Annotated in this window: 18 protein-coding genes (1 of these 18 running past the window's edge); 6 read left to right on the top strand and 12 right to left on the bottom strand. The window is 71.8% G+C overall.

Annotated elements, in window-relative coordinates; genetic code table 11:
- Nucleotides 1-556 carry the 3' portion of an RDD family protein gene (locus ACKTSN_RS28730; protein ID WP_409471758.1) on the top strand. 482 nt of this gene lie to the left of the window's left edge, so only the last 556 of its 1,038 coding nucleotides appear in the window; its start codon lies beyond the left edge, outside the window; its stop codon occupies nt 554-556.
- Between the two features lie 144 nt (nt 557-700).
- Here ACKTSN_RS28730 and ACKTSN_RS28725 read toward each other — a convergent pair whose 3' ends face one another.
- On the bottom strand, nt 701-1,315 hold the full coding sequence (locus tag ACKTSN_RS28725; protein ID WP_409471757.1) for a hypothetical protein: 615 nt from the start codon (nt 1,313-1,315) through the stop codon (nt 701-703).
- A gap of 145 nt (nt 1,316-1,460) precedes the next feature.
- A complete protein-coding gene (gene ahcY, locus ACKTSN_RS28720; protein WP_409471756.1) occupies nt 1,461-2,918 on the bottom strand; it encodes an adenosylhomocysteinase in 1,458 nt (485 codons plus the stop codon).
- A gap of 507 nt (nt 2,919-3,425) precedes the next feature.
- Between ahcY and ACKTSN_RS28715 the strand changes: the two genes are divergently transcribed.
- A complete protein-coding gene (locus tag ACKTSN_RS28715) occupies nt 3,426-5,648 on the top strand; it encodes a fructose-specific PTS transporter subunit EIIC (RefSeq protein ID WP_409471755.1) in 2,223 nt (740 codons plus the stop codon).
- 127 nt (nt 5,649-5,775) lie between these two features.
- Here the strand turns inward: ACKTSN_RS28715 and ACKTSN_RS28710 are convergent, their stop codons facing one another.
- From ACKTSN_RS28710 to ACKTSN_RS28680, 7 genes are all read right to left on the bottom strand, one after another.
- Nucleotides 5,776-6,756: a cation diffusion facilitator family transporter gene (locus ACKTSN_RS28710; RefSeq protein ID WP_409471754.1), complete on the bottom strand. Its 981-nt coding sequence runs from the start codon at nt 6,754-6,756 to the stop codon at nt 5,776-5,778.
- A 129-nt stretch (nt 6,757-6,885) separates the two neighbouring features.
- A complete protein-coding gene (manA, locus tag ACKTSN_RS28705) occupies nt 6,886-8,037 on the bottom strand; it encodes a mannose-6-phosphate isomerase, class I (protein WP_409471753.1) in 1,152 nt (383 codons plus the stop codon).
- A 78-nt stretch (nt 8,038-8,115) separates the two neighbouring features.
- Nucleotides 8,116-9,243 carry an SIS domain-containing protein gene (locus tag ACKTSN_RS28700; protein ID WP_409471752.1) on the bottom strand — a complete coding sequence of 376 codons (1,128 nt, stop codon included), beginning with the start codon at nt 9,241-9,243 and terminating at the stop codon, nt 8,116-8,118.
- A gap of 117 nt (nt 9,244-9,360) precedes the next feature.
- Nucleotides 9,361-9,531 (bottom strand): Trm112 family protein, encoded by a 171-nt coding sequence (locus tag ACKTSN_RS28695; protein WP_409471751.1) that lies wholly within the window; start codon nt 9,529-9,531, stop codon nt 9,361-9,363.
- Between the two features lie 323 nt (nt 9,532-9,854).
- Nucleotides 9,855-11,219: a phosphomannomutase/phosphoglucomutase gene (locus ACKTSN_RS28690; protein WP_409471750.1), complete on the bottom strand. Its 1,365-nt coding sequence runs from the start codon at nt 11,217-11,219 to the stop codon at nt 9,855-9,857.
- A 103-nt stretch (nt 11,220-11,322) separates the two neighbouring features.
- Entirely contained in the window at nt 11,323-12,939 is a 1,617-nt protein-coding gene (locus tag ACKTSN_RS28685; protein ID WP_409474947.1) for an L-lactate permease, read from the bottom strand.
- Nucleotides 12,940-13,071: 132 nt separating this feature from the next.
- On the bottom strand, nt 13,072-13,494 hold the full coding sequence (locus ACKTSN_RS28680) for a DUF3499 domain-containing protein (RefSeq protein ID WP_053760356.1): 423 nt from the start codon (nt 13,492-13,494) through the stop codon (nt 13,072-13,074).
- 294 nt (nt 13,495-13,788) lie between these two features.
- Here ACKTSN_RS28680 and ACKTSN_RS28675 point away from each other — a divergent pair, with 294 nt between their 5' ends.
- Nucleotides 13,789-14,238 carry a metallopeptidase family protein gene (locus tag ACKTSN_RS28675; RefSeq protein WP_409471749.1) on the top strand — a complete coding sequence of 150 codons (450 nt, stop codon included), beginning with the start codon at nt 13,789-13,791 and terminating at the stop codon, nt 14,236-14,238.
- A 14-nt stretch (nt 14,239-14,252) separates the two neighbouring features.
- Here the strand turns inward: ACKTSN_RS28675 and ACKTSN_RS28670 are convergent, their stop codons facing one another.
- The 3 genes from ACKTSN_RS28670 to ACKTSN_RS28660 all read right to left on the bottom strand — a co-directional run bounded on the left by ACKTSN_RS28670 (nt 14,253) and on the right by ACKTSN_RS28660 (nt 19,877).
- Nucleotides 14,253-15,737, bottom strand: a complete 1,485-nt coding sequence (locus ACKTSN_RS28670) for a DUF5719 family protein (RefSeq protein WP_409471748.1) — start codon at nt 15,735-15,737, stop codon at nt 14,253-14,255.
- Nucleotides 15,734-19,432 (bottom strand): glycosyltransferase, encoded by a 3,699-nt coding sequence (locus ACKTSN_RS28665; RefSeq protein ID WP_409471747.1) that lies wholly within the window; start codon nt 19,430-19,432, stop codon nt 15,734-15,736. Before ACKTSN_RS28665 ends, ACKTSN_RS28670 begins: the two co-directional genes overlap by 4 nt.
- Nucleotides 19,433-19,613: 181 nt before the next feature.
- Nucleotides 19,614-19,877: a WhiB family transcriptional regulator gene (locus ACKTSN_RS28660; protein WP_010986447.1), complete on the bottom strand. Its 264-nt coding sequence runs from the start codon at nt 19,875-19,877 to the stop codon at nt 19,614-19,616.
- Nucleotides 19,878-20,595: 718 nt separating this feature from the next.
- On the opposite strand from ACKTSN_RS28660, the gene ACKTSN_RS28655 reads away from it, so the two are divergent.
- The 3 genes from ACKTSN_RS28655 to ACKTSN_RS28645 all read left to right on the top strand — a co-directional run bounded on the left by ACKTSN_RS28655 (nt 20,596) and on the right by ACKTSN_RS28645 (nt 23,416).
- Nucleotides 20,596-21,087 carry a cysteine dioxygenase gene (locus ACKTSN_RS28655; RefSeq protein ID WP_409471746.1) on the top strand — a complete coding sequence of 164 codons (492 nt, stop codon included), beginning with the start codon at nt 20,596-20,598 and terminating at the stop codon, nt 21,085-21,087.
- Nucleotides 21,088-21,149: 62 nt separating this feature from the next.
- On the top strand, nt 21,150-22,109 hold the full coding sequence (gene cofD / locus ACKTSN_RS28650) for a 2-phospho-L-lactate transferase (protein ID WP_409471745.1): 960 nt from the start codon (nt 21,150-21,152) through the stop codon (nt 22,107-22,109).
- Nucleotides 22,106-23,416, top strand: coding sequence for a coenzyme F420-0:L-glutamate ligase (locus ACKTSN_RS28645; RefSeq protein ID WP_409471744.1), 1,311 nt, complete (start codon nt 22,106-22,108; stop codon nt 23,414-23,416). Before cofD ends, ACKTSN_RS28645 begins: the two co-directional genes overlap by 4 nt.
- Nucleotides 23,417-23,480 lie beyond the last annotated feature (64 nt).

The raw sequence follows: 23,480 nt of genomic DNA, 5'->3' as shown, positions 1-23,480 counted from the left end.
TCCGCCACCGTCGTGGCTGGCCGGGCGGTTCTCGGGGACTGACCTTTCCGCGGTCCCCGATGGGCTGTGGCTGGCCGTGCGCCAGTACCTGACGCGGATGCAGCAGCTTGACCCGCAGGTCGGCGGGGCCATGGCGGAGCGCTTGGCGGCCGACCTCGCGGGGCGGACCGGGACTCCGGTGCCGGAGGGTGTGCCTCCGGCGGCGTATCTGGCCGCGGTGGTGCAGGAGCGGCAGGCCCGGGAGGTTCGGCGGGCTTTCAGGAACGGGACGGCTCCGGGCGCGCCCGTCGCCGGTGGACCGCAGTACGTGGCTGGTGCGACACCGGGCTCGTACGGCTCGGTGAACGTGCGTCCCCCAGCCTCTTCCGCACCGCACTCCCCCGCCGTGCCGGACCCGCACAGTGCGGCCGCGCCGCCTGCACACCCGCTCGCTGGTGCCGCAGGGCCCGAGAGCCGCCCCTCGGATCATGCGGAGGAACCTCCGCCCGCGCTGCCGCCGGAAGGGCCGTCGGCCGATCCGCACCGGCCCGCCACGGGGTTCGTGCCGCCCGCGTAACGCCGTCGGCCCGCGCGGCAGCCGCCGTCAGACCCGTTGGTTCGGCGCCCAACGGCCAACGGCGCGACAGAGACAGCGGGACAGAAGGGCATGCCCGTCCTCTCGGCGATCTCGGGGGTTCCTGGCTCCGCATTCGGCCCGCGCTCAGGGGAAGACGGACGGCGGCGACTCGAGGTCCTCCAGCTCGATGCCGGGCGCCGCGAGCACGACGTCCCCGGCGATGTGGACGAGGTGCTGCTCTCCCGTGTCCAGGGCTGTGACCTGGTATTCGTCCACGGTCAGGGAGCCGTTGTCAGTGCCGTGTGTTTCTCTTTTCAGCAGAGTCCAGGACTGGTCCACGGTGCGTGGGGCGAGGACGGGATCAGTGAAGGCGACGAGTCGTACGCGGGTTGCGGAGTCGGAAGGGGTGAGGCGCAGCAGACGGGTGATGGCGATGAGGAACGCGGGGGACGTGCCGGTGAAGGCGTGGGCGCGGACATTGCCTTCCGTGGCATGGGCGCCGGTGGGGTCCGTACGGACCCAGGTGACGCCGTCGAGGGCGGCGCCCCGCACCTGCCAGCTCGCCGCGTGGAGTTCCAAGCGGATGGGGCGGCCGAGTTCGTCGAGGGCGAGGTCGACGGAGCCTCGGTGATCGCCGGTGGGGGTGGTCAGTTGGGAGACGTAGCGCCAGCCGGAAGGGCCGGGGGCGCAGTGGAAGTGCTCTTCTGCGAAGGGGGTGTGATCGTGCGGATCTTGGAGCGAATAGCGGCCGCGGGGCATGGGGGTCCTGGGGTGTGACTGGCTGGTCCGACGGGGCCAAAGGGGCAGGCCCCCGGCACGGGGGTGCGGGGGCCTGCCTTGGAGGACCTGCTGCTGAGCATCGCGTCAGTGCACGGACGCGCTGCTCAGCGGGTCGGCTGCGGACTCAGTACCGGTAGTGGTCCGGCTTGTAGGGGCCCTCGACCTTGACGCCGATGTAGTCGGCCTGCTCGGGGCGGAGCGTGGTCAGCTTCACGCCGAGCGCGTCGAGGTGCAGGCGGGCGACCTTCTCGTCGAGGTGCTTGGGCAGCACGTAGACGTCGGTCGGGTACTCGTCAGGCTTGGTGAACAGCTCGATCTGGGCCAGCGTCTGGTCCGCGAAGGAGTTGGACATCACGAACGACGGGTGACCGGTGGCGTTGCCCAGGTTCAGCAGGCGGCCCTCGGAGAGGACGATGATCTTCTTGCCGTCGGGGAAGGTCCAGGTGTGGACCTGCGGCTTGATCTCGTCCTTGACGATGCCGGGGACCTTGGCGAGGCCGGCCATGTCGATCTCGTTGTCGAAGTGGCCGATGTTGCCGACGATGGCCTGGTGCTTCATCTTGGCCATGTCCGAGGCCATGATGATGTCCTTGTTGCCGGTCGTGGTGATGAAGATGTCGGCCTTGTCGACGACCTCGTCCAGGGTGGTGACCTGGTAGCCGTCCATCGCGGCCTGGAGGGCGCAGATCGGGTCGATCTCGGTGACGATGACGCGGGCGCCCTGTCCGCGCAGGGACTCCGCGCAGCCCTTGCCCACGTCGCCGTAGCCGCAGATCACCGCGGTCTTGCCACCGATCAGGGTGTCGGTGGCGCGGTTGATGCCGTCGACCAGGGAGTGGCGGCAGCCGTACTTGTTGTCGAACTTCGACTTGGTGACGGCGTCGTTGACGTTGATCGCCGGGAACAGGAGGGTGCCCTCGCGCTGCATCTCGTACAGACGGTGGACACCGGTCGTGGTCTCCTCGGTGACACCGCGGATTTCGGACGCCAGCTGGGTCCACTTCTGCGGGGTCTCGCTCACAGTGCGGGTGAGCAGTTCGAGGATGACGCGGTGCTCGTCGGACTCGGCCGTGTCGGGCGAGGGGACCTTGCCGTCCTTCTCGTACTCGACGCCCTTGTGGACGAGGAGGGTGGCGTCACCGCCGTCGTCCAGGATCATGTTCGGGCCGCCGGTGGGGCTGTCCGGCCAGGTCAGTGCCTGCTCGGTGCACCACCAGTACTCCTGGAGGGTCTCGCCCTTCCAGGCGAAGACCGGGACGCCCCGCGGGTCGTCGGGCGTGCCGTTCGGGCCGACGGCGATGGCGGCGGCCGCGTGGTCCTGGGTGGAGAAGATGTTGCAGGAGGCCCAGCGGACCTGCGCGCCCAGGGCGGCCAGGGTCTCGATGAGGACGGCGGTCTGCACGGTCATGTGCAGGGAGCCGGTGATGCGGGCGCCTGCGAGCGGCTGCGCCTCGGCGTACTCCTTGCGGATCGCCATGAGGCCCGGCATCTCGTGTTCGGCGAGGGTGATCTCCTTGCGGCCGAACTCGGCCAGGGAGAGGTCGGCGACCTTGAAGTCCTGTCGGCTGTCGACAGTCGTCATTGCGGGCTGCTCCTCGGGTTGGGTCGAGGGTGGGTACGGCTGACCTGCGCGGCGGCGGACACATGCGTGCCCCGAAAAGCACACAGGCATGGCCGCGTGCGCGCAGCGCAGTCCGTCGGAGGCCCTCTCTCCCTCGGCCGGTCCACTGGGGACCGCCCGACCGCCATCAGCAGCGACGTCTGACTCCGTCCCAAGCTACACCGGGCGCCCCGGCCTTCCCCAGTCCGCCCTCGAACATTTCAGGCCGTTCACGGCAAGTGATCGGTATCGGCGTCGGTTGGCCGTGCACGTTCGCATCCTGGAGCAGGCCGGTCGGTTTGCGTCTTGGAGCAGGCCGGCCGGCATTGCAGGATGCGGGGGAGATCGGAACATCCGGTCGACCCTGCGGGACCTCCGGGACGGCGTTCCGGTGTGACAAAGGCGTTAGGAGAACGACGTGACGAGTCCGGTCGGCCCTCCCCCCCCACGGGCGGCGGTGACGAGCGCAGGCAGGTGAAGCTGCTTGCCGTGACCGCCTGCCCGACCGGCATCGCGCACACGTACATGGCGGCGGAGAAGCTCGCGCAGGCTGCCGAGAGCCGCGGTACCGAGATGAAGGTGGAGACCCAAGGTTCCATCGGGGCTGAGAACATCCTCGATGACAACGACGTCAGATCCGCTGACGGTGTCGTCATCGCCGCGGACAAGGACGTGGACCTCAGCAGGTTCGCCGGGAAGCGGGTCCTCACCGTCGGGGTCGCGGAAGGGATTCGGCACCCCGAGCGGCTGATCGAGCAGGTGCTGTCAGCGCCGGTGCACACGGGGGGTGGTGCGCCCACGGTGGCGCCGGCGGAGGGCGGCAAGGAGCGGAGCGTCACTTACAAGGCGCTGATGAACGAGGTCAGTTACATAATCCCGTTCGTCGTGGTCGGCGGGCTGCTGATCGCGATCTCCCTCTCGCTGGGCGGGCACACGGACCCGTCCGGCGGCCTGGTCATCCCGGAGGACTCCTTCTGGATGGACGTGAACAACATCGGCGTCATCGGCTTCACGCTGATGGTGCCGATCCTCTCCGGCTACATCGCCTACGCGATCGGCGACCGGCCCGCGCTGGTTCCGGGCATGATCGGCGGGTGGATCGCCAACACCGGTGAGCTGTACGACTCCGAGGCGGGGGCGGGTTTCATCGGGGCGATCGTGACCGGGTTCCTCGCCGGGTATCTGGTGTTGTGGATCAAGAAGGTCCGGGTGCCGAGGTTTGTGCAGCCGATCATGCCGATCATCGTGATCCCGATCGTGGCGACCACCGCGCTCGGCATGTTCTTCATCTACGTCATCGGCCGGCCCATCTCCTGGGTCTTCGAGCATCTGACCAGCTGGCTGGGCGGGATGACCGGCACCAGCGCGATCCTGCTGGGGGCGCTGCTCGGCCTGATGATCGCGTTCGACATGGGCGGGCCGGTCAACAAGACGGCGTTCCTCTTCGGTGCGGGGCTCATCGCGACCGGCAACCAGACCGTCATGGGCATGTGCGCGGCCGCGATTCCGGTCATGCCGCTGGGGCAGGGGCTCGCCACGCTGATACGCAAGCGGCTCTACACCGAGCAGGAGCGGGAGACCGGGCTGGCCTCGCTGTTCATGGGGTGCTTCGGCATCTCCGAGGGCGCGATCCCGTTCGCCGCCGCGCGGCCCGCGCAGGTCATCCCGGCCAACATGCTCGGTGGTGCGGTGGCCGGCGCGATAGCGGGGCAGGCCGGTGTGGAGGACGCCGTGCCGCACGGCGGGCCGATCGTTGCGGTGCTCGGTGCGGTGAGCGGGGTGCCGATGTTCTTCGTGGCCGTGGTGATCGGGACGGTGGTGACCGCGCTGACGACGGTCGCTCTGGTGGACATCGCCGAGCGGAAGCGGGGGCGAGGTGCGCCGGCCGGTGGCGGGTACGGCGCGGGATCCGAGGCCGCGCTGGTCGGGGCGGGGGTGGGGGCGCCCGGCGCGGGTGCCGTCGTATCCACGCAGGACGGTTCCGGGGCTACGGCTGCCGCGGCGCCGACGCCGGCCGGGCCCGGGGCGACGGCTGCCTCGGCGGGGGCACAGGCTGTGCCCGGGGCCACGGTCGGCGCAGTGTCGGCGCAGCCCCTGCCCGAGGCCACTGATGGTGCCGCGAGCACGGCATCCAAGCCCGATGCGGAGGCCGGGAGCGTCCGGGCTGCCAAGGACGGTGCGGAGGAGACGGTCGAGACAGGCGATGCCGTTGGTGCCGTCGATTCAGCCTCGAACCAGCCAGGGGATCGTGCGCCCGAGGTGCTCTCCGGGCACCTGACCAGGGAGACCGTGAAGGTCCGGCTGGACGCACGGGGCAAGGAGGACGCCATCCGCGAGATGGCCGGCCTGCTGGCACGGGTCGGCAAGGTCGCGGACGTGGACGAGTTGGTGCGGACGGCGCTGCGGCGCGAGGAGGAGGGTACGACCGGGCTCGGTGAGGAGATCGCGATTCCGCACGCCAAGACGGATGCGGTGACCGCGCCGGTCGTCGGCTTCGCACGGTCCGCCGAGGGCGTCGAGTGGGGCTCGCTGGACGGTACGAAGGCGAGGCTCGTGTTCATGATCGCCGTACCGGAGGCAGCGGCGGGTGATGAGCATCTGCGGATCCTCGCACTGCTGTCCCGGAAGCTGATGGACGCCGGGTTCCGCGAGCGGCTGCTGGCCGCGCCGGACGAGCGGGGGATCCTGGGCGTCCTGAGCGAGGTCGGGTAACCGGCCCTGCTGTGAGGCTGACCGTGGGGCTCGACGCTCGGGCGCCGGCCCGGCCTCCGGTCTGACGACAGCGGACGGGGCCCGCCGAATGTTCGGCGGGCCCCGTGGCCGTGGACATGGAAATGGGTCAGTGGCCGGTCGCGTGCGAGGCCGGGCCGCCCGGGGACGCCTCGCGGTCGGGGCCCTTGGCCGCTTCGGCCTCGCTGTAGATGTCCGGCTCCAGGTAGATGACGCGGGCGATCGGGACGGCCTCGCGGATGCGGGCCTCGGCGGCGTCGATGGCGGCGGCGATCTCGCCGGCCGTGTCCTCGTGCTGTACGGCGATCTTGGCGGCGACCAGCAGTTCCTCGGGGCCGAGGTGGAGCGTGCGCATGTGGATGACGCGGGTGACCGTGTCGCCGTCGACGATCGCGGCCTCGATCTTCTGGACCTCCTCGACGCCCGCGGCCTCGCCGAGCAGCAGGGACTTGGTCTCGGCGGCCAGGACGAGCGCGATCAGGATGAGCAGGACGCCGATGCAGAGGGTGCCGATGCCGTCCCAGACGCTGTCACCGGTGATGAGTGCCAGACCGACGCCGCCCAGGGCGAGGATCAGACCGACGAGGGCGCCGAGGTCCTCCAGGAGGACGACCGGCAGCTCGGGGGCCTTGGCGTGGCGGACGAACTCCTTCCAGGACTTCCGGCCGCGCAGGACGTTGGACTCCTTGATGGCCGTCCGGAAGGAGAAGGTCTCGGCGATGATCGCGAAGACGAGGACGCCCACCGGCCAGTACCAGTGCTCGATGTCGTGCGGGTGCTTGATCTTCTCGTAGCCCTCGTAGATGGCGAACATGCCACCGACGGAGAACAGGACGATCGAGACGAGGAAGGCATAGATGTAGCGCTCGCGACCGTAGCCGAAGGGGTGCTGCGGAGTCGCCTCGCGCTGGGCCTTCTTGCCGCCGAGGAGCAGCAGGCCCTGGTTGCCGGAGTCGGCGACCGAGTGCACCGACTCGGCGAGCATCGACGACGAGCCGCTGAAGAGGAACGCCACGAACTTCGCTACCGCGATCGAGAGATTGGCGAGCAGTGCCGCCACGATCGCCTTTGTGCCACCTGACGCGCTCATGTTGTTCGCGTTGTCCCTTCGTACGCCGTCCAGGGCTGCGCCGCTGGTGGGCTTTGCCCGTCCTTTGCCGGTGGGCCATTGTTGCAGCCCGGTCCGACAACGGCGCGCCTGGCCACCGATGCCCGTAGGTCAGGCCACCACCGTCGCCCGGAATACCGTGCCAGTGCCGGACACTTCGGCCTTTTCTCCCGCCGGTACGAAGACGGACCCGCCGGGCGTCAGCTCGTGCTCGCCGGCCCGTACGGTGCCGGCCGTGCAGAGCAGGATCTGCGGAGTGGCGCGGGTGAGGTCGTGGGCGGCACCGCCGGCCGGGAGGACGTACCGGGAGAGGCGGAACTCGTCGATGGGGGTCTCGTAGACCTCCTCGCCGTCGGGGGACGCCTCCGGGCGCAGCACGCCGGGGTCGCTCGGCTCGAAGCGGACGATGCGCAGGAGTTCGGGGACGTCGACGTGCTTGGGGGTGAGACCGCAGCGCAGGACGTTGTCGGAGTTGGCCATGATCTCGACGCCGAGGCCGTCGAGGTAGGCGTGCGGGATGCCCGCGCCGAGGTAGAGGGCTTCGCCCGGCTGGAGGCGGACGTGGTTGAGCAGCATCGCGGCGATGACGCCCGGGTCCCCGGGGTAGTGGTGGGCGAGGTCGGCGTACGGGGCGTAGGCGCCGCCGAGGCGGGAGCATGCGGCGGTGGCCTCGGCGACCGTGCGGGCCATCTCCTCGCGGTCGGCGGTGAGGACGGCGGTGAGGATCTCGCGCAGTGCCGCGTCCTCGGGGTGGGCGTGCAGCAGGTCGACGTACGGCTTGAGGGAGTCGACGCCGAGGCCGTCGAGCAGTTCGGCGGCCTCGTTGGGGTCGCGGAAGCCGCACAGGCCGTCGAACTCGGTGAGCGCGCAGATGAGTTCCGGCTTGTGGTTGGCGTCCTTGTAGTTGCGGTGCGGGGCGTCCACGGGGATGCCTCGGCGCTCCTCGTCCGCGTAACCCTCCCTCGCCTGGTCCAGGTTGGGGTGCACCTGGAGGGAGAGGGGGGCGCCCGCGGCGAGGATCTTGAGGAGGAAGGGCAGCGTGGGGCCGAACTTGGCCACGGCCGCGGCGCCGAGTTCGCGCTCCGGGTCGGCCGCGATGACGTCGACGAGCGTGCCGCGGTCGGTGCGCGAGGGTGCGCCCGGGTGCGCGCCCATCCACATCTCGGCCTGCGGCTCGCCGGTCGGCTCGACGCCGAGCAGCTGCGGGATCGCGGTGGTGGAACCCCAGGCGTAGGGGCGGATGGTGTTGTCGAGGCGGTCCATCGGTTCTCTCTGCCCGTTCTCTCTGCGTACGACGCGGGTTCTCGTCCGCGTACGAAGGTCAGCTCGTCCTGGGCCAGATCAGGCCCTCGATGCGAGCGCCAGGTAAACGGCGGCGAAATCCGTGATGGCGATCAGTTCCGCGAGAGTCTCCAGTTCGCCGCCGGGGTCCGGTTCGAGTTCGCTGATCGGCGTGTCGTGGCTGAGGGCCAGGTCACGGGCGGCGGGGGCGGCGGTGAGGCTGCCGATCGGGCGGTCGCGGAGCAGCACCACGCGCGCGTGCAGGGCGGGTGGCTCCTCGACGCGGTCGCGGAAGAAGTCCTCGGGGTCGGCGCCGGCGGCGAGCGGGCCGGCGAGCAGGGCGCTGTGCGCGGCGAGCGCCTCGGGCAGTTCCGACACCACGGCCGGGGTGCCGGAGAGTTCAGCCAGCGCGGCGGCGAAACGGCGGCCTGCCGGGCCGGCCGAGGTGCCCTCGGTCCAGATCACCGGGAGGGCGTCGGCGAGTTCGGCGGCGAGGGTCTTGGCGGGATTGCTGTACGCCGCGATGGCGGGCCCGCATCGCTCGGCGATGTGGTCGAGCCGGTCGGCGACCTTCTCCATCGCGTCGGCGGGGGCGGCGAGCAGACCTATGCGGTCCAGGAGCGCGAGGAGCGGGGTGAGCAGGGCCCACAGGACGCCGGGGGCGGACGCGGCGAGGGGTTCGTCGTGCTCGTACGGGGCGGTCGCCAGCGGTACGAACAGGCCGTGGGCGCCCTCGGCGGCTTCGGCGAGCGGGGTGCGGGCGGGCGCCACGGCGGCGACCGTGCAGCCGCGACGGTAGGCCTGCTCGGCGAGCAGGGACAGGCCCGGCTCGGTGCCATCGGGGGTGGCGATCAGGAGCAGGTCGACCGAGCCGACCCAGCCGGGCAGTTCCCAACGCAGGGCACCGGCGGCCGGTGCTACGCCGGTGGGGGCCAGCCGGGTCACGGGGCTGCCGGGGCCGGCGAGCGTGCCGAGGAGGTCGGCGGCGTGGGTGGCGGCGGCGCCGGGGCCGGCGATGAGGACGGCGCGGGGGCGGCCGTCGGGCTTGAGGTCCTGGACACCGGCCTCGGCGGCGTGCCGGGCTGCGGTGCGGACGCGGGCGCCGGCTTCCGCGGCGCCGCGGAGCAGGCCTCGGTGGTCGGCCTCGGCGAGGCCCTCCGGGGAGTCGAGCAGCGATTCGTCGAGCATGGGTGGGAGCCTCCGAACGCCGGGTCGTCGGTTACGCGGGCGGGCCCTCGCCTGTACGGGCCGGCGCCTCGTCCACGTGGGCGGCGGGCCTGGTTCTGCGCGGGCGGCGGGCCTCGTTCACGCGGGGCGGCGGGCCTCGTCCACGAGGAGGACGGGGATGCCGTCGCGGATGGGGTAGGCCAGGCCGCAGTCCTGGCCGGTGCAGATCAGCTCCGCGTCCTGCTCCTTGAGGGGGGCGTGGCAGGCCGGGCAGGCGAGGATCTCCAGGAGGCCGGCTTCGAGCGGCATGGGGGTGTCCCTTCGGGGGCGGATTGGGTGGTCTTGTTCGGGCGGGTACGTGCACGTCTTGTTGTGCGGATGTGCCTGGTCAGGGTACCGCCGTGGGGGGTGCTGTGCGGGGTTGCTGCGCTGGCTCGGGTTGGGGCCCGCGCGGCATTGGTGCTGGGGGGTGGGTCGCGCAGCCCGGCGTTTGCGGGGTGCCGCCCGCGCCCACCCGTGCCGTCCTGGGGGTCCCCCCTCTGGGGGAGGCACGAATGCCCGCGGACTGACGGGGTGGCGGCACGACTGCCCGCGGATGACGAGCAGGCCGCAACGCACCCCCCTGGCGGACCTCAGCCCCTGATGATCGCCAGCGCCTCGTCTCGCACCTTGGTCATCGTTGCCTCGTCCCGTGCCTCCGTGTTCAGGCGCAGCAGCGGTTCCGTGTTGGAGGGGCGGACGTTGAACCACCAGTCGGCGGCGGTGACCGTGAGGCCGTCGAGTTCGTCGAGTGTGATGCCCTCGATCCCCTCGTACGCCGCCCTGATCGCGGCGAGGCGGGCCGTCTGGTCGTCGACCGTGGAGTTGATCTCGCCGGAGCCGACGTAGCGGTCGTACTGGGCGACCAGGGCCGAGAGCGGGCCGTCCTGGCCGCCGAGGGCCGCGAGGACGTGGAGCGCGGCCAGCATGCCCGTGTCGGCGTTCCAGAAGTCGCGGAAGTAGTAGTGGGCGGAGTGCTCGCCGCCGAAGATCGCGCCGGTCCTGGCCATCTCGGCCTTGATGAAGGAGTGGCCCACGCGCGTGCGTACCGGCGTGCCGCCGTTCTCCTCGACGACCTCCGGGACCGACCAGGACGTGATCAGGTTGTGGATGATCGTGCCCTTGCCGCCGTTTCTGGCCAGCTCGCGGGAGGCGACCAGGGCGGTGATGGCCGACGGGGAGACCGGGTCGCCGTTCTCGTCGACGACGAAGCAGCGGTCGGCGTCGCCGTCGAAGGCGATGCCGAGGTCGGCGCCCTCCTCGCGGACCCGCTTCTGCAGGTCGACGAGGTTGGCCGGGTCGAGGGGGTTGGCCTCGTGGTTCGGGAACGTGCCGTCGAGTTCGAAGTACATCGGGACGAGGTCCAGGGGCAGGCCGGCGAAGACCGTGGGAACGGTGTGGCCGCCCATGCCGTTGCCCGCGTCCACGACGACCTTCAGGGGGCGGACGGACGTCAGGTCGACGAGGGAGCGCAGGTGGGCCGCGTAGTCCTCCAACGTGTCCCGCCGGGTGATCGTTCCCGGCGCGGCGGCAGGTTCCGGGGCACCCGACTCGATCCATCGCTCGACCAGTTCGCGGATCTCCGCCAGGCCGGTGTCCTGGCCGACGGGGGCGGCGCCCGCGCGGCACATCTTGATGCCGTTGTACTGGGCCGGGTTGTGCGAGGCGGTGAACATCGCGCCGGGCAGGTTCAGCGCGCCCGAGGCGTAGTACAGCTGGTCGGTCGAGCAGAGGCCGATCTCGGTCACGTCCACGCCCTGCGCCGCCGCCCCGCGCGCGAAGGCGGCCGACAGGCCGGGAGACGAGGGGCGCATGTCGTGCCCGATCACGATCGCGTCCGCGCCGGTCACCCGGACGAAGGCCGCGCCGAAGAGCTCGGCCGACGACTCGTCCCACTGGTCCGGGACGACCCCCCGTACGTCGTACGCCTTCACGACCTGTGACAGATCAGCCTCCACGGCCACCCCTCCTGAAAAGTCCTATCGGTGCCCCACAAAGTACCCGCAGCCTCTGACAGAGCTCCGTGCGGGCCGTGAGCGGAAGCTCAGCCGTAACCTCAGGTCAGGGCAGCATCCAGCCCAGCACCGGCGAACTCTGGCCGACCACGATCAGGCACATCACCAGCAGCAGCGCCACGCTCCAGGGCAGCACCTTGCGCAGCAGGTCCCCCTCGCGGCCGGCGAGCCCGACGGCGGCGCAGGCGATGGTGAGGTTCTGCGGCGAGATCATCTTGCCCAGCACGCCGCCCGAGCTGTTGGCGGCGGCGAGCAGTTCCGGCGACAGCCCCGACTCGCGGGCGGCGGTCACCTGGAGGGCGCCGAAGAGCGCGTTGGCCGAGGTGTCCGATCCGGAGACGGCGACGCCGAACCACCCGAGGACCGGGGACAGAAAGGCGAGCCCGGCACCGGCCGCCGCCACGAAGTGGCCGATCGTGGCCGCCTGTCCGGAGAGGTTCATGACGTAGGCGAGGGCCAGCACGGACGTCACGGTCAGGATCGCGAACCTCAACTCGTGCACCGTCGCGAGCCACTCCTTGACCGCCACGCGCGCGTGGACCCCGATCACGGCGGCCGTGGCCACGCCCGCGAGCAGTACGAGCGTGCCGCCGGTGGAGACGATCGGCCAAGTGAAGACATTGCCGCCGACCGCGTTCCCGTCGGCGTCGACGACGTCCAGGAAGGGCCAGTCGTATGTCTGGGTGGCCTTCGCCAGCCAGTCCTTGACCGCCGGGATCTGGGCGACGGAGAAGACGGCCACGATGAGGGTGTACGGCGCATAGGCCCGTACGACGTCCGCGCGCGGGTCGTCCTCGTCCAGTTCCTCGCTGCGTGCGCCGGTCAGCACGGACGCGCGTACGGGTTCGGCGGCGGGCCTGCGGGCCTGGGGTACGGCCACCAGCGCGGCCGCGCCCGCCAAGGCGGCGCCGATGTCGGCCAGTTGCGCGGAGACGTAGTTCGAGGCGGCGAACTGGGCGACGGCGAAAGCGATTCCGCACACCACGGCCGGCACCCAGGTCTCCCGCAGGCCGCGCCGCCCGTCCACGAGCCCGACCAGCACGAGCGGCACCACGAGGGCCAGCAGCGGGGTCTGACGCCCCACCACGGACGCCACGTCCTCCAGCGGCAGCCCCGTGACCTGAGCGAGTGTCACCACCGGCGTGCCCATGGCACCGAACGCCACGGGCGCGGTGTTGGCGACCAGCGCGACGACCGCGGCGCGCACCGGCTCGAAGCCGAGGGCGACGAGCATGACCGAGCAGATGGCGACGGGCGCCCCGAATCCGGCGAGGGCCTCCAGCAGGGCGCCGAAGCAGAAGGCGACCACGAGCGCCTGGATGCGCGGGTCGTCGGAGAGCCGCCCGAAGGACCGGCGCAGGATGTCGAAGTGCCGTGTGCGGACGGTCATCCGGTACACCCACAGGGCGTTGACGACGATCCACAGGATGGGGAAGAGGCCGAAGACGGCTCCCTGGGCGGCGCTGGAGACGGTTTGTTCCAGCGGCATGCCGTACGCGAGCCAGGCGACGAGGGCGGCCGCCAGCAAGCCGGTGAGGCCGGCCAGGTGCGCCTTCGTGCGGACGCCGCCGAGCAGGACCAGGACGATCACGAGGGGCAGGGCCGCCACCAGGGCGGACAGGCCGAGCGAGCCGGCGACGGGTTCCAGTTCCTGCATGTACACGAGCGCCTCCCCGGATTCCGCCATGCGGAAAGCGATTTCTCACGGGTGACGGAATGGTCGTGTCCGCGACAACGCCGCGTCAATGGGCGTGCATCACTCATGCACAACGGGAGGGGCGACCGAACCGGTCGGTCAGTTGTCGGGTGAGCGCAGAACCCGCAGGTGGCCGCGGCGCGCGACCTCCATCGGGTCCGCCGCGCGTCCGCCGCCACCGGCCTGGGCCGCGCGCTCCTGGGGGCGAGCCGCCTCGCGCACCGCGTTGGCGAGCGCTTCCAGGTCGTCGCCGCTGGGCCGGGCGGGAGCCGAACCGTCGAGGAGCCGGACGACCTCCCAGCCCCGAGGGGCCGTGAGGCGCTCGGAGTGCTCGGCGCACAGGTCGTAACAGTGGGGTTCGGCGTAGGTGGCGAGCGGGCCGAGGACGGCGGTCGAGTCGGCGTAGACGTACGTCAGCGTCGCTACGGCGGGACGGCCGCAAGCGGTTCGCGAACAGCGACGTACAGGGCTCACGACGTTGGACGGTACCGCACTCTTGAGCGGGCCGCGACGACTCTCCACCAGGTCACTCCACCGTGTCGTGGTGTGAAACGCCCCACACACCCTTCCCGCCCCACCGGGCTGACCTGCGCGGACACCGCTTTCCGGGATGTCGAACGATCCCGGAAACGGTCAACACTCCGCACAAACGCCATCAATTGCCTCGTGATTGCCGGTCTCGGAGGGATACGGAATCGAGCCCAACCTTGGCTGGAATGGTCATCTGTCGACATGCCGTCCCGGGGGACGACGGGGGTCCCGGACGCCGCGTGGGGCCGGGCGCGCACTGCCCGCGAGGACTACCCTTCACCAGTGATGGACAACCGAGTACCACCCCGTGCCACCGGCCCCGGGCCGCGCCGTCGTGATCGCCACGGCCGGGGCATGCGCGGGCCGATCGCCCCGCCGCAGGTGCCCCTCGCGGCGAGCCGCGCCGAGGCGTTCGCGGACTTGGTGCAGGACTCCGTGGAGCGCCTGGAGCGGCGGTGGCCGCAGCTCGCCGACATCGATTTCCTCGTCCTCGAAGTACCGAGGCTGGACGGGCCCGGGCAGGCCTGGAACGACGAGGCGGTTCCGCTCGGCGGCACGATTCCCGCGCGCGAGGGGCATCCCCCGCGCGTGGTCGTCTACCGGCGGCCCGTCGAGATCCGCACCAAGGGGCGGGACGAGCGGGCCGCACTCGTGCACGAGATCGTCGTCGAGCAGGTCGCCGAGCTGCTCGGGCTGACGCCGGAGACCGTGGACCCGCGGTACGGCGAGGACTGAACGCTGTCGTCGCGCTACTTCTGCAGCACCGACAGATCCTGCTCCGCTTCCGGCACCTCCACCGTCCCCCGGTCGTCCGGGAGGGTCTGCACCGTGAACGCCGGCACACCGCCCTGCGTCTCCGCGAGCGTCCGGGATGCGTACACCGGGCCGCCCGAGACAGGCTCGACCGTCAGCGCGTACGTGCCCTTCAGGCCGCTCGGCACCGGCAGGTCGACGTCCTGGGTGGTGCCGGACTTGATCGTGTACGTCTCGGAAGCAGCCGTACCGCCCTCCGCGCCGGCCGACGCGGTGACCTTGACCTGCGCCGTCTCCCCCGGCGCGGCCAGGGACAGCGTGGCGCCCTTCCCGGTGTTGCCGACGGACGTCGCGCGCGTGCCCACCGGACGCGTGGCCGGGATGAACGCCGTTTCCTGGGAGCCCGCCTTGCCGCGCATCACCTGAACCGCCGCCACCACCGGCACCGCCCGGTCCGTCGGCGTCAGGACCAGCGATCCGGGTTCGCCGCGCGTGACGTCGGCGAGGTCGACCGCCGTTGTCATGCCCGCCTTCACGTGCAGCGTCTCGTGCCCGGCGGGCGTGATCAGGCCCGACGGCGAGGCGAGCCGCACCTTCAGGTCGGCGTCGGTGTCGTCGGGCGTGAAGGCGATCAGGCGGACGGACGTGGCGTCCTTCGGGATGCCCGGCAGCACCAGGCTGCCGACCGGGTCCGTCGCCGCGGCCAGCCAGTCGCCGCCGAGCTCGTCGTCCAGTGCCTGGACGGCGGCGCCGACCCGTCCACTGCGGACGTTGACGTGCACCGTGAGGTCGGTCTCCTCGGCGTCGGTCAGCGTCGACAGCAGGATCGGCTCGTCGCCCTGCGGCGCGACCGTGATCCCCTCGCCCACCGTGGACTCCAGCGCCCCGTCCTTGCCGTACAGCTCGATGTCGACGACGGCGGCGGAGTCGTCCGGGTTGGTCAGATGGACATAGTCCGTGCGGCCGTCGGCGGTGCTCGCGCCCGGGAACCAGAACTCGGTGTCCGGCGCGGAGCAATTGACGCCCTGCAGTCCCCGGCCCGCGCCCGCGGCGACCTCCGTGGTCTCCTGCACGGTCCAGCCGGGCGCGAACTTCCCCTCCGCGGTACCGATCAGCGCGGGCGAGTCGCCTCCCGAGGTGTCACCGGAGACGGGCTTGCCGGGCTCCTTCGGCTCCAGCACGGGCTTGTCGTCCTGGCCCTTCTTGCCGCCCTCGTCGGACTCCCGTGTCGCGGACCGGAGTTCGGCCCTGCCCTTACTCGCCGCGCCCTTGGTGACGGGCGTGAAGGACGTGTACGTCGTCTCGGCGAGGTCGGAGGTGCTGGGTGCCGGGCACAGCAGGCTGGTGCGCTCCACAGGCAGCTCGGCGGCCGCCTTGGCGGTGTCCGTGCCGGTGGCGTCCGGCGCGGACAGCGCGGCGAATCCGGTGACGGCGGCGAGCGCGGTCACGCCGGCGATCAGGGACAGGGTGGTGCGGTTCACTGCTGACTCCCGTCGGGGCGCTCACTGCCGTTGTCGTGCCCGCGGTGCGCTTGCGTCGGGTCGTAGCCCTGCGGGTACGTCTCGTCGTAGGACTGGCCGTACGTCTGGCCGTATCCGCTGGTCTGCGACGAGCCGTCGTACGCGTACGGGTCGTACTGGCCGCTCTGGTACGGATCCGCCTGGTACTGGTCCGTCGGGTACGACTGCCCGTACCCGCCCGACGCGTACTGCTGACCGGCGCCCTGGTACTGCTCGCCGCCGTAGGTGCCGTACTCGGCGCCCGCGTAGCTCGCCGTGTCCCACTCGCCGTGGGGCTGCTGCTGCGGAACGGCCACCGGTGTCTCCTCCTGTTCGGGGGACGGGGACTCCTCGGCCCGGCCTGCCTCTTCGGCCTCGGCCTGGGCGCGCAGACGGCGGGCGCGGCGGCCCTCGCCGGCAACGGCCTGTGCGGGGATCGCCGGCTCCTCGGGGAGGTCGTCGTCGATGTCGCGGCGCCGGCCGGGCAGGGCGAGCACGACGAGGACGACGGCGAGGAGGCCCTGCGCCCACAGCCAGGCGGTGTGGCCGATCGGGTCCTCGTAAGTAACGTCCAGCGTGCCGCCGGTGGCGGGGAGTTCGAAGCCCTGGGCCCAGCCGTCGACCGTGGTGCGGGTGAGCGGCTTGCCGTCGAGGGTGGCGGTCCAGCCGGCGGCCGCGGTGTCCGCGAGGCGCAGGATCCGGCCCTCGGAGCCGTCCGGGACGGTCGTGTGGATCTCGACCGGACCGGCGGCGACGGGCTGCGGGTCGCCCGAGCCGGAGGCCGGGACGACGGCCGCGCGGGCGACCTGGCGGTCGACGCGCCACAGGGCGCTGCCGTCCTGCTGGCTGAGCCGGCTCAGGCCGGGCGTGGCGTCCAGGACGCGGCTGACCTCGCGGGGTGCACCCTTGTGGACGAGGACGTAGCGGACCGCGAAGTCACCGAGCTGGTCGGCCTGGTCGGCGCCGGAGCCGGCGACGAGGTTGGCGACGACCTTGTCGAGCGCGGCGTTGTCCCCGTCGGCCGCGGCGAGTTCGGCGTCGCCGAGGCGGGCGCCGGAGCCGCGGACCAGGGTGTAGCCGACATGCGCGGTGGAGTCGCTGTCGAGGACGAGGGTGCGGGCCTGGTCGCGGGTGTTGCTCTCCTCGGCGACGAACGCGGGCACCTGCACCGGGTCGCGGCGCTCCAGCGGCCCGTCGGCGCCGCGGATCATCCAGCCGGCGGCGACGAGCAGCGGGCCCGCGGCCGAGGCGAAGGCGATCAGCGCGGCGACCGGCTGGCGCCAGCCGAAGCTCTGCTCGGCGACCCGCGCGCGTGCACCTTCGGCGCCGATCACGGCGGCCGCGAGGAGGGCGATGCCGTAGACGAGCGTGGCCGGGCCGGCCCAGGCGGAGCCGTTCGACAGGACCGCGAGGACCAGACCCACCAGGGCGACCGCCCAGGCCGTCCAGATGCCCGACTGACGTTCGGTGCGCATCAGGGCGGCCAGCGCGGCCAGCACGATGCCGATGAGCATCAGTCCGCTGACCGTGCCGGGCCCGCCGGGACTGGCGCCGAGCAGATCGAGGGCGGAGGCGGCCGAGTCGCCGTACTCCAGGCCGGCCTCCTGGAAGAAGCCGAACGGCAGCAGCGACAGCGACCAGGGCGCGAGGACCAGCAGGGGTGTGCCCAGCTGGGCGAGGAAGCGCAGGCCGTAGGCGGTGATGTCGCCCCGGCGCACGGCCAGCAGCCCGATGCCGAGGACGAGCGCGACCGGCCACACGATCGGCGTGAACGCGGTGGTGATCGTCAGCAGCAGCGCGTAGGCCCAGGTGGCGCGCCAACTGCCACGCGCGCCCGAGGCGTTCGCCAGGCCGCTCGCCGCGACGCCCGCGCGCGCGACGAGCGGCAGCAGCACGGCGAGGACGGCGGTGCCGATGCGGCCGCCGGCGAGGGCGCCGGTGGCGGCGGGCAGGAAGGCGTACACGACGGCCGCCCAGGCACGCAGCAGCCGGGACTCGACGAGCGGGCGGGAGGCGAAGTACGCGGTGAAGCCGGCCAGCGGCACCGAGCCGACGAGCAGGACGGTGACCGCGAGCCCGGTGGAGCCGAACAGCATGGAGGCCAGCATCGCCACGAGCGCGAGGTACGGCGGTGCGGACGCGTCACCGCCGGCGCCGACGGGATGCCAGGAGTCGAGGTAACGCGACCACAGCTCGCTCGAGTCCGCGGGGGCGGGCAGCAGGGCGCCGCCCGCGAGGGCGCCGCCGCCGAGGAGTTCGCGGCAGGCGGCCAGCGAGACGAACAACAGCACCAGGAAGAGCATCGGGCCGGGATTGCGGGCGATGCGCTTCAGGCGTGCGAACTGCTCGATCTCCAGGAAGTCGGCGTCGTCGCCGCCGGGCCCGGACTCGACCGCGCCGCCGTGCCGTCCGGCGCCGCCGGCGATCTCCGGGTCGGAACCGCCGACGACACTGCTCGCCACCTGCTCGACGGTGGCCCGCACGGTCGCGCCGGGCGGCGGGAACAGCGCCCGCAGTTCGCCCTTGTCGATCTCCGGACGGCCGCGTCTGCGGCGGCCTGCGATGATCCGCTCGGGCCGCAGCAGCACACCCAGCAGACCGCGGATCTCGTCGACCGCCTGCCCGGGGACCTTGCCGACGAGGTAGGCGACGGTCCGCAGCAGCGTACCCAGGACGAGGCGCAGCAGTACCCAGGGCAGCGTGGCCGTACGGGTGTTGACCAGCAGGGTGTAGATGGCGCCGGCCTTGTCGACCTTGTGCGGGGACGCCGACGTCCGGCCCACGCAGTCGACGGTCCGGCGCTCACGGGATGCCGCCTCGGCGTGTCGTACGACCGCCTCCGGGGCGACGAGGACACGGTGACCGGCGGCGTGTGCGCGCCAGCACAGGTCGACGTCGTCGCGCATGAGGGGCAGTCGACGGTCGAACCCGCCGAGTCGGTCGAAGACATCACGCCGGATCAGCATGCCGGCGGTGGACACGGACAGCACGGGCCGTACGTGGTCGTGCTGGCCCTGGTCCTGCTCACGGCGGTCCAGGCCGGTCCAGCGGCGGCCGGAGTTGGCGATGGTGACGCCGACCTCGAGGAGCTGCCGGCGGTCGTACCAGCCGCGGAGCTTGGGGCCGACGACAGCCACGTCGTCGCGGCCCAGTTCGAGTTCGTTCTCCACGACCCGCAGCAGCTGTGCGAGCGCGTCGGGCTCGGGGGCGCAGTCGTCATGCAGCAGCCACAGCCACTGCACCGGCTCCCCGTGCGGGAGCTCGGGCATGTCGTACGCGTCGTCGCGCCATCTGCGCGTGACGGGGTCCCAGCCGCTCGGCCGCTTCAGGTACGGCAGTTCCTCCGGGGTGAGGACGGGGGCGGTGCGGTTGGCCTCCTCGACGGCCTGGCCGAAGCCGGTACGCCGGGCGAGGTGGAGCACGCGGTCGGGGCCGAGGGCGTCGGTGACCAGCTGGGCGGAGTCGTCGGCGCTGCCGGTGTCGGCCGCCATGGCGTACTGAACGGGCCGCTCCTGGCCGAGCAGCCCGGCGAGCGCGTCGGGCAGCCAGCGGGCGCCGTCATGGGAGACGAGGACCGCTGTCACCACGTGACGCGGAAACTCTGGCGGGCGGGTCGGGTCGAATCCCGCCGTGGCAGCGACGTCTTGACTGGCTGCCGTGTGGCTGTGCGCGGACATCGAGGTACGGGCCCCGGTTCGGTGGACTGCGGTGGACACCTGTGCCCACTGGGGGCAGCGGGGTGTCTCGGACGAGCGACCACACTATCGGCTGGCCATGACGACGGCCCGCCGCCTGTGGATAACCCACCCGCGGCGGACCGTTCGCCCCGTATGTCCGCAGTAGATGCATGCCGTTCGGTCAGATGGCCGCCTTCTTCAGCCGGCGGCGCTCACGCTCGGACAGACCGCCCCAGATGCCGAAGCGCTCGTCGTTGGCGAGGGCGTACTCGAGGCACTCGGAGCGGACCTCGCAGGCGAGACAGACCTTCTTGGCCTCGCGGGTCGAGCCGCCCTTCTCGGGAAAGAAGGACTCGGGGTCGGTCTGGGCGCACAGCGCGCGCTCCTGCCAGCCGAGTTCCTCGTCCGCGTCGTCGACCAGCAGTTGCTGCACCAGCTCGGTCATGTGCGCCCCTCGTCTGTCTTTCGCGTCCCCGTGATGTAGCCGTTACCGATTCCGGCTGAACGACACGAGTGAAATTACAAGTGTGCTGCTCCGGGCGAGTCAAGCCGAGATCTGCTATTGAGCCCCTTATTCACTCTGCGGAACCAAGGCCGTGCGGAAAGTGTTCAAATCGCCATAAACCTTGACACGCAGATCAGACCCCCGAGGCCTCCCGCTCCGCACGGGACCTGTACGGAGAAGGACGCTCACAGGTTCGATCTCGTTCCGGCACGCGCGACGAAGAGAACCGGATCACAGTCGGATCACGGGATCGCAACGAGGCTTGTGCGCCCGGTTGTGCGCCATGTGTCCCGGTGGGCCCGTGAACAAACCTTTCACCTGAGAGATGAACCGGATGAGGTGAACCATGTCCCACATTCCGGGCGTCAAGTTGACAGTGGGGGTGTGAACCGCTGTCCTTGTGGGCATGCTCGCGAACTTGGCGCCCACCTCGACCCGCTCCGCCGGGTCCCTCGGTGCTGCCCACGCTCGCTGTAGCTGTTGTTGCTGTTCCAGCTGTTGAGTCGAACGCGCTCCGGCTGCCGTCGAGTCCACCGCGACCCGACCGCTGTTTCCCCGTGAAGCCCCACCAGGGCACGCCCACCTCGCCCGTGACCCGGGCGGACGGTACGCGACACCCCGCCAGCCCCCTCTCTTCCGCCGAGGAACACCGCACCCCATGAACAGCGACAGCGACCTCCAGATCGCCGGCGACATCCTCGAGGTCCCGCACCTGCTCCAGGCCCCGCGCGAGCACCCGGCCACGGTTGCCGAGTTCGTCGGCCTGGCCCGCGCCATCGCCGCCGACCGCTCCCAGTGGGAGCACCTCGTCCAGTACGACGCGACCAGCCGCTGGTACCACCGGCTGCGCACCGGCCCCGGCTACGAGGTGTGGCTGCTGTCCTGGGTGCCCGGTCAGGGCAGCGGCCTGCACGACCACGGCCCCTCCTCCGGCGTCCTGACCGTCCTGGAGGGCACGCTGACCGAGCACAGCCCGCGCGGCACGCGCGCGTTGGAGCCGGGCGCGCTGCGCGTGTTCGCGCCGGGTTACGTCCACGAGGTCGTCAACGACACCCTCGAACCCGCCGTGAGCCTGCACATCTACTACCCGGGCCTGACCGAGATGCCGATGCACGGCGCCCGGTGCGCGGCGGTCGCCCAGGTCCATTGACCGCCCGGCCAGGTCCCCCAACCGCCCGGCGCGTTGTCACACCCACCTGCAAGACTGCTCCCATGCGCATTGTGGTTCTGGCAGGCGGCATCGGCGGTGCCCGGTTCCTGCGTGGTCTGAAGCGGGCCGTGCCGGACGCGGACATCACCGTCATCGGCAACACCGGGGACGACATCCACCTCTTCGGGCTGAAGGTCTGCCCGGACCTCGACACGGTGATGTACACGCTCGGCGGCGGCATCAACGAGGAGCAGGGCTGGGGGCGGGCCGACGAGACCTTCCATCTGAAGGAGGAGCTCGCGGCGTACGGCGTCGGGCCCGAGTGGTTCGGGCTGGGCGACCGGGACTTCGCCACGCACATCGTGCGGACGCAGATGATCGGCGCCGGGTATCCGCTGAGTGCGGTGACGGAGGCCCTCTGCGACCGGTGGAAGCCAGGGGTGCGGCTCATCCCCATGACGGATGACCGCGTCGAGACCCATGTCGCCGTCTCGATGGACGGGGAGCGCAAGGCGATCCACTTCCAGGAGTACTGGGTGCGGCTGCGGGCCTCCGTCCCGGCCGAGGCGGTGGTACCGGTCGGCGCCGAGCAGGCCAAGCCCGCCCCGGGTGTGCTGGAGGCGGTCGCCGCGGCGGACGTCATCCTCTTCCCGCCGTCCAACCCGGTCGTGTCGGTCGGCACGATCCTGGCCGTGCCCGGCATCCGGGAGGCGATCGCCGACGCCGGGGTGCCGGTCGTCGGCCTGTCCCCCATCGTGGGGAACGCGCCCGTGCGAGGCATGGCCGACAAGGTGCTCGCCGCGGTCGGCGTGGAGTCGACGGCCGCCGCGGTCGCCGAGCACTACGGCTCGGGGCTGCTCGACGGCTGGCTCGTCGACACCGTGGACGCGGAATCGGTGCAGCGGGTCGAGGCGGCGGGCATCCGCTGCCGGGCCGTACCGCTGCTGATGACCGACGAGGACGCGGCCGCGCAGATGGCTCGCGAGGCGCTGGCGCTGGCGGAGGAGGTGCGGGTGTCGTGAGTCAGAAGACCGCGGAGGGCTACCGGGTCTGGGCCGTGCCCGGCATCCCCGAGGTGGCGCCCGGTGACGACCTCGCCAAGCTGATCGCCGCCGCCGAACCGGGGCTGGCCGACGGGGATGTCCTGCTCGTCACCTCGAAGATCGTGTCCAAGGCGGAGGGACGGATCGTCGAGGCGACCGACCGGGAGGCCGCGATAGACGCCGAGACCGTACGGGTGGTGGCCCGGCGTGGCGCACTGCGCATCGTCGAGAACCGGCAGGGCCTCGTCATGGCCGCCGCCGGCGTCGACGCCTCCAACACCGCCGCCGGGACGGTGCTGTTGCTGCCCGAAGACCCGGACGCGTCCGCGCGCGCGATCCGAAGCGGGCTGCGCGACGCCCTCGGCGTCAACGTCGGGGTCGTCGTCACCGACACCTTCGGGCGGCCCTGGCGCGCGGGGCTCACGGACGTGGCGATCGGCGCCGCCGGTGTACGCGTCGTCGACGATCTGCGCGGGGGCGCGGACGCGCACGGCAATCCGCTCAGCGCCACCGTCGTCGCCACGGCCGACGAACTCGCCGCCGCGGGCGACCTGGTCAAGGGCAAGGCCGCCGGGCTGCCCGTCGCCGTGGTGCGCGGCCTGCCGCAGCTGGTGGCCGAGGAGGACGGAGAGGGGGCGCGAGCCTTGGTACGCGATGCGCGCGACGACATGTTCCGGCTCGGTACGTCGGAGGCGGTACGGGAGGCGGTGACCCAGCGGCGTACGGTCCGGGCCTTCACGGACGAGCCCGTCGACCCCGGGGCGGTACGACGGGCGGTGGCCGCGGCCGTGACGGCGCCGGCGCCGCACCACACGACGCCGTGGCGTTTCGTGCTGCTGGAGTCGGCCCGGTCGCGGACCGAGCTGCTGGACGCGATGCGGGACGCGTGGATCGCGGACCTGCGCCGGGACGGCAAGAGCGAGGAGTCGATCGCAAAGCGGGTGCGGCGCGGGGATGTGCTGCGCAACGCCCCGTATCTGGTCGTGCCGTGTCTCGTCATGGACGGGTCGCACACATACGGGGACGCACGGCGGGACGGGGCCGAGCGGGAGATGTTCGTGGTCGCCGCGGGGGCCGGCGTACAGAACTTCCTGGTGGCACTGGCCGGGGAGCGGCTCGGATCGGCGTGGGTGTCGTCGACGATGTTCTGCCGGGACGTCGTGCGCGAGGTGCTGGGGCTGCCGGAGGGGTGGGATCCGATGGGGGCGGTTGCGGTCGGGCATCCGGCTCAGGAGCCGAGGCCGCGGGCGGAGCGGGATGCGGGGGCGTTCATCGAGGTGCGGTGATCAAGCTGGTGCGGCGCCTACCCTCGTAGGGTCCGTTCCTCCCCTTTCCCTCTCCTTCTTCCGG

Source organism: Streptomyces flavusporus, assembly GCF_046267975.1.
In the GTDB taxonomy this organism is placed as follows: Bacteria; Actinomycetota; Actinomycetes; order Streptomycetales; family Streptomycetaceae; genus Streptomyces; species Streptomyces flavusporus.
This window is presented reverse-complemented; position numbering and strand designations above follow the sequence as displayed.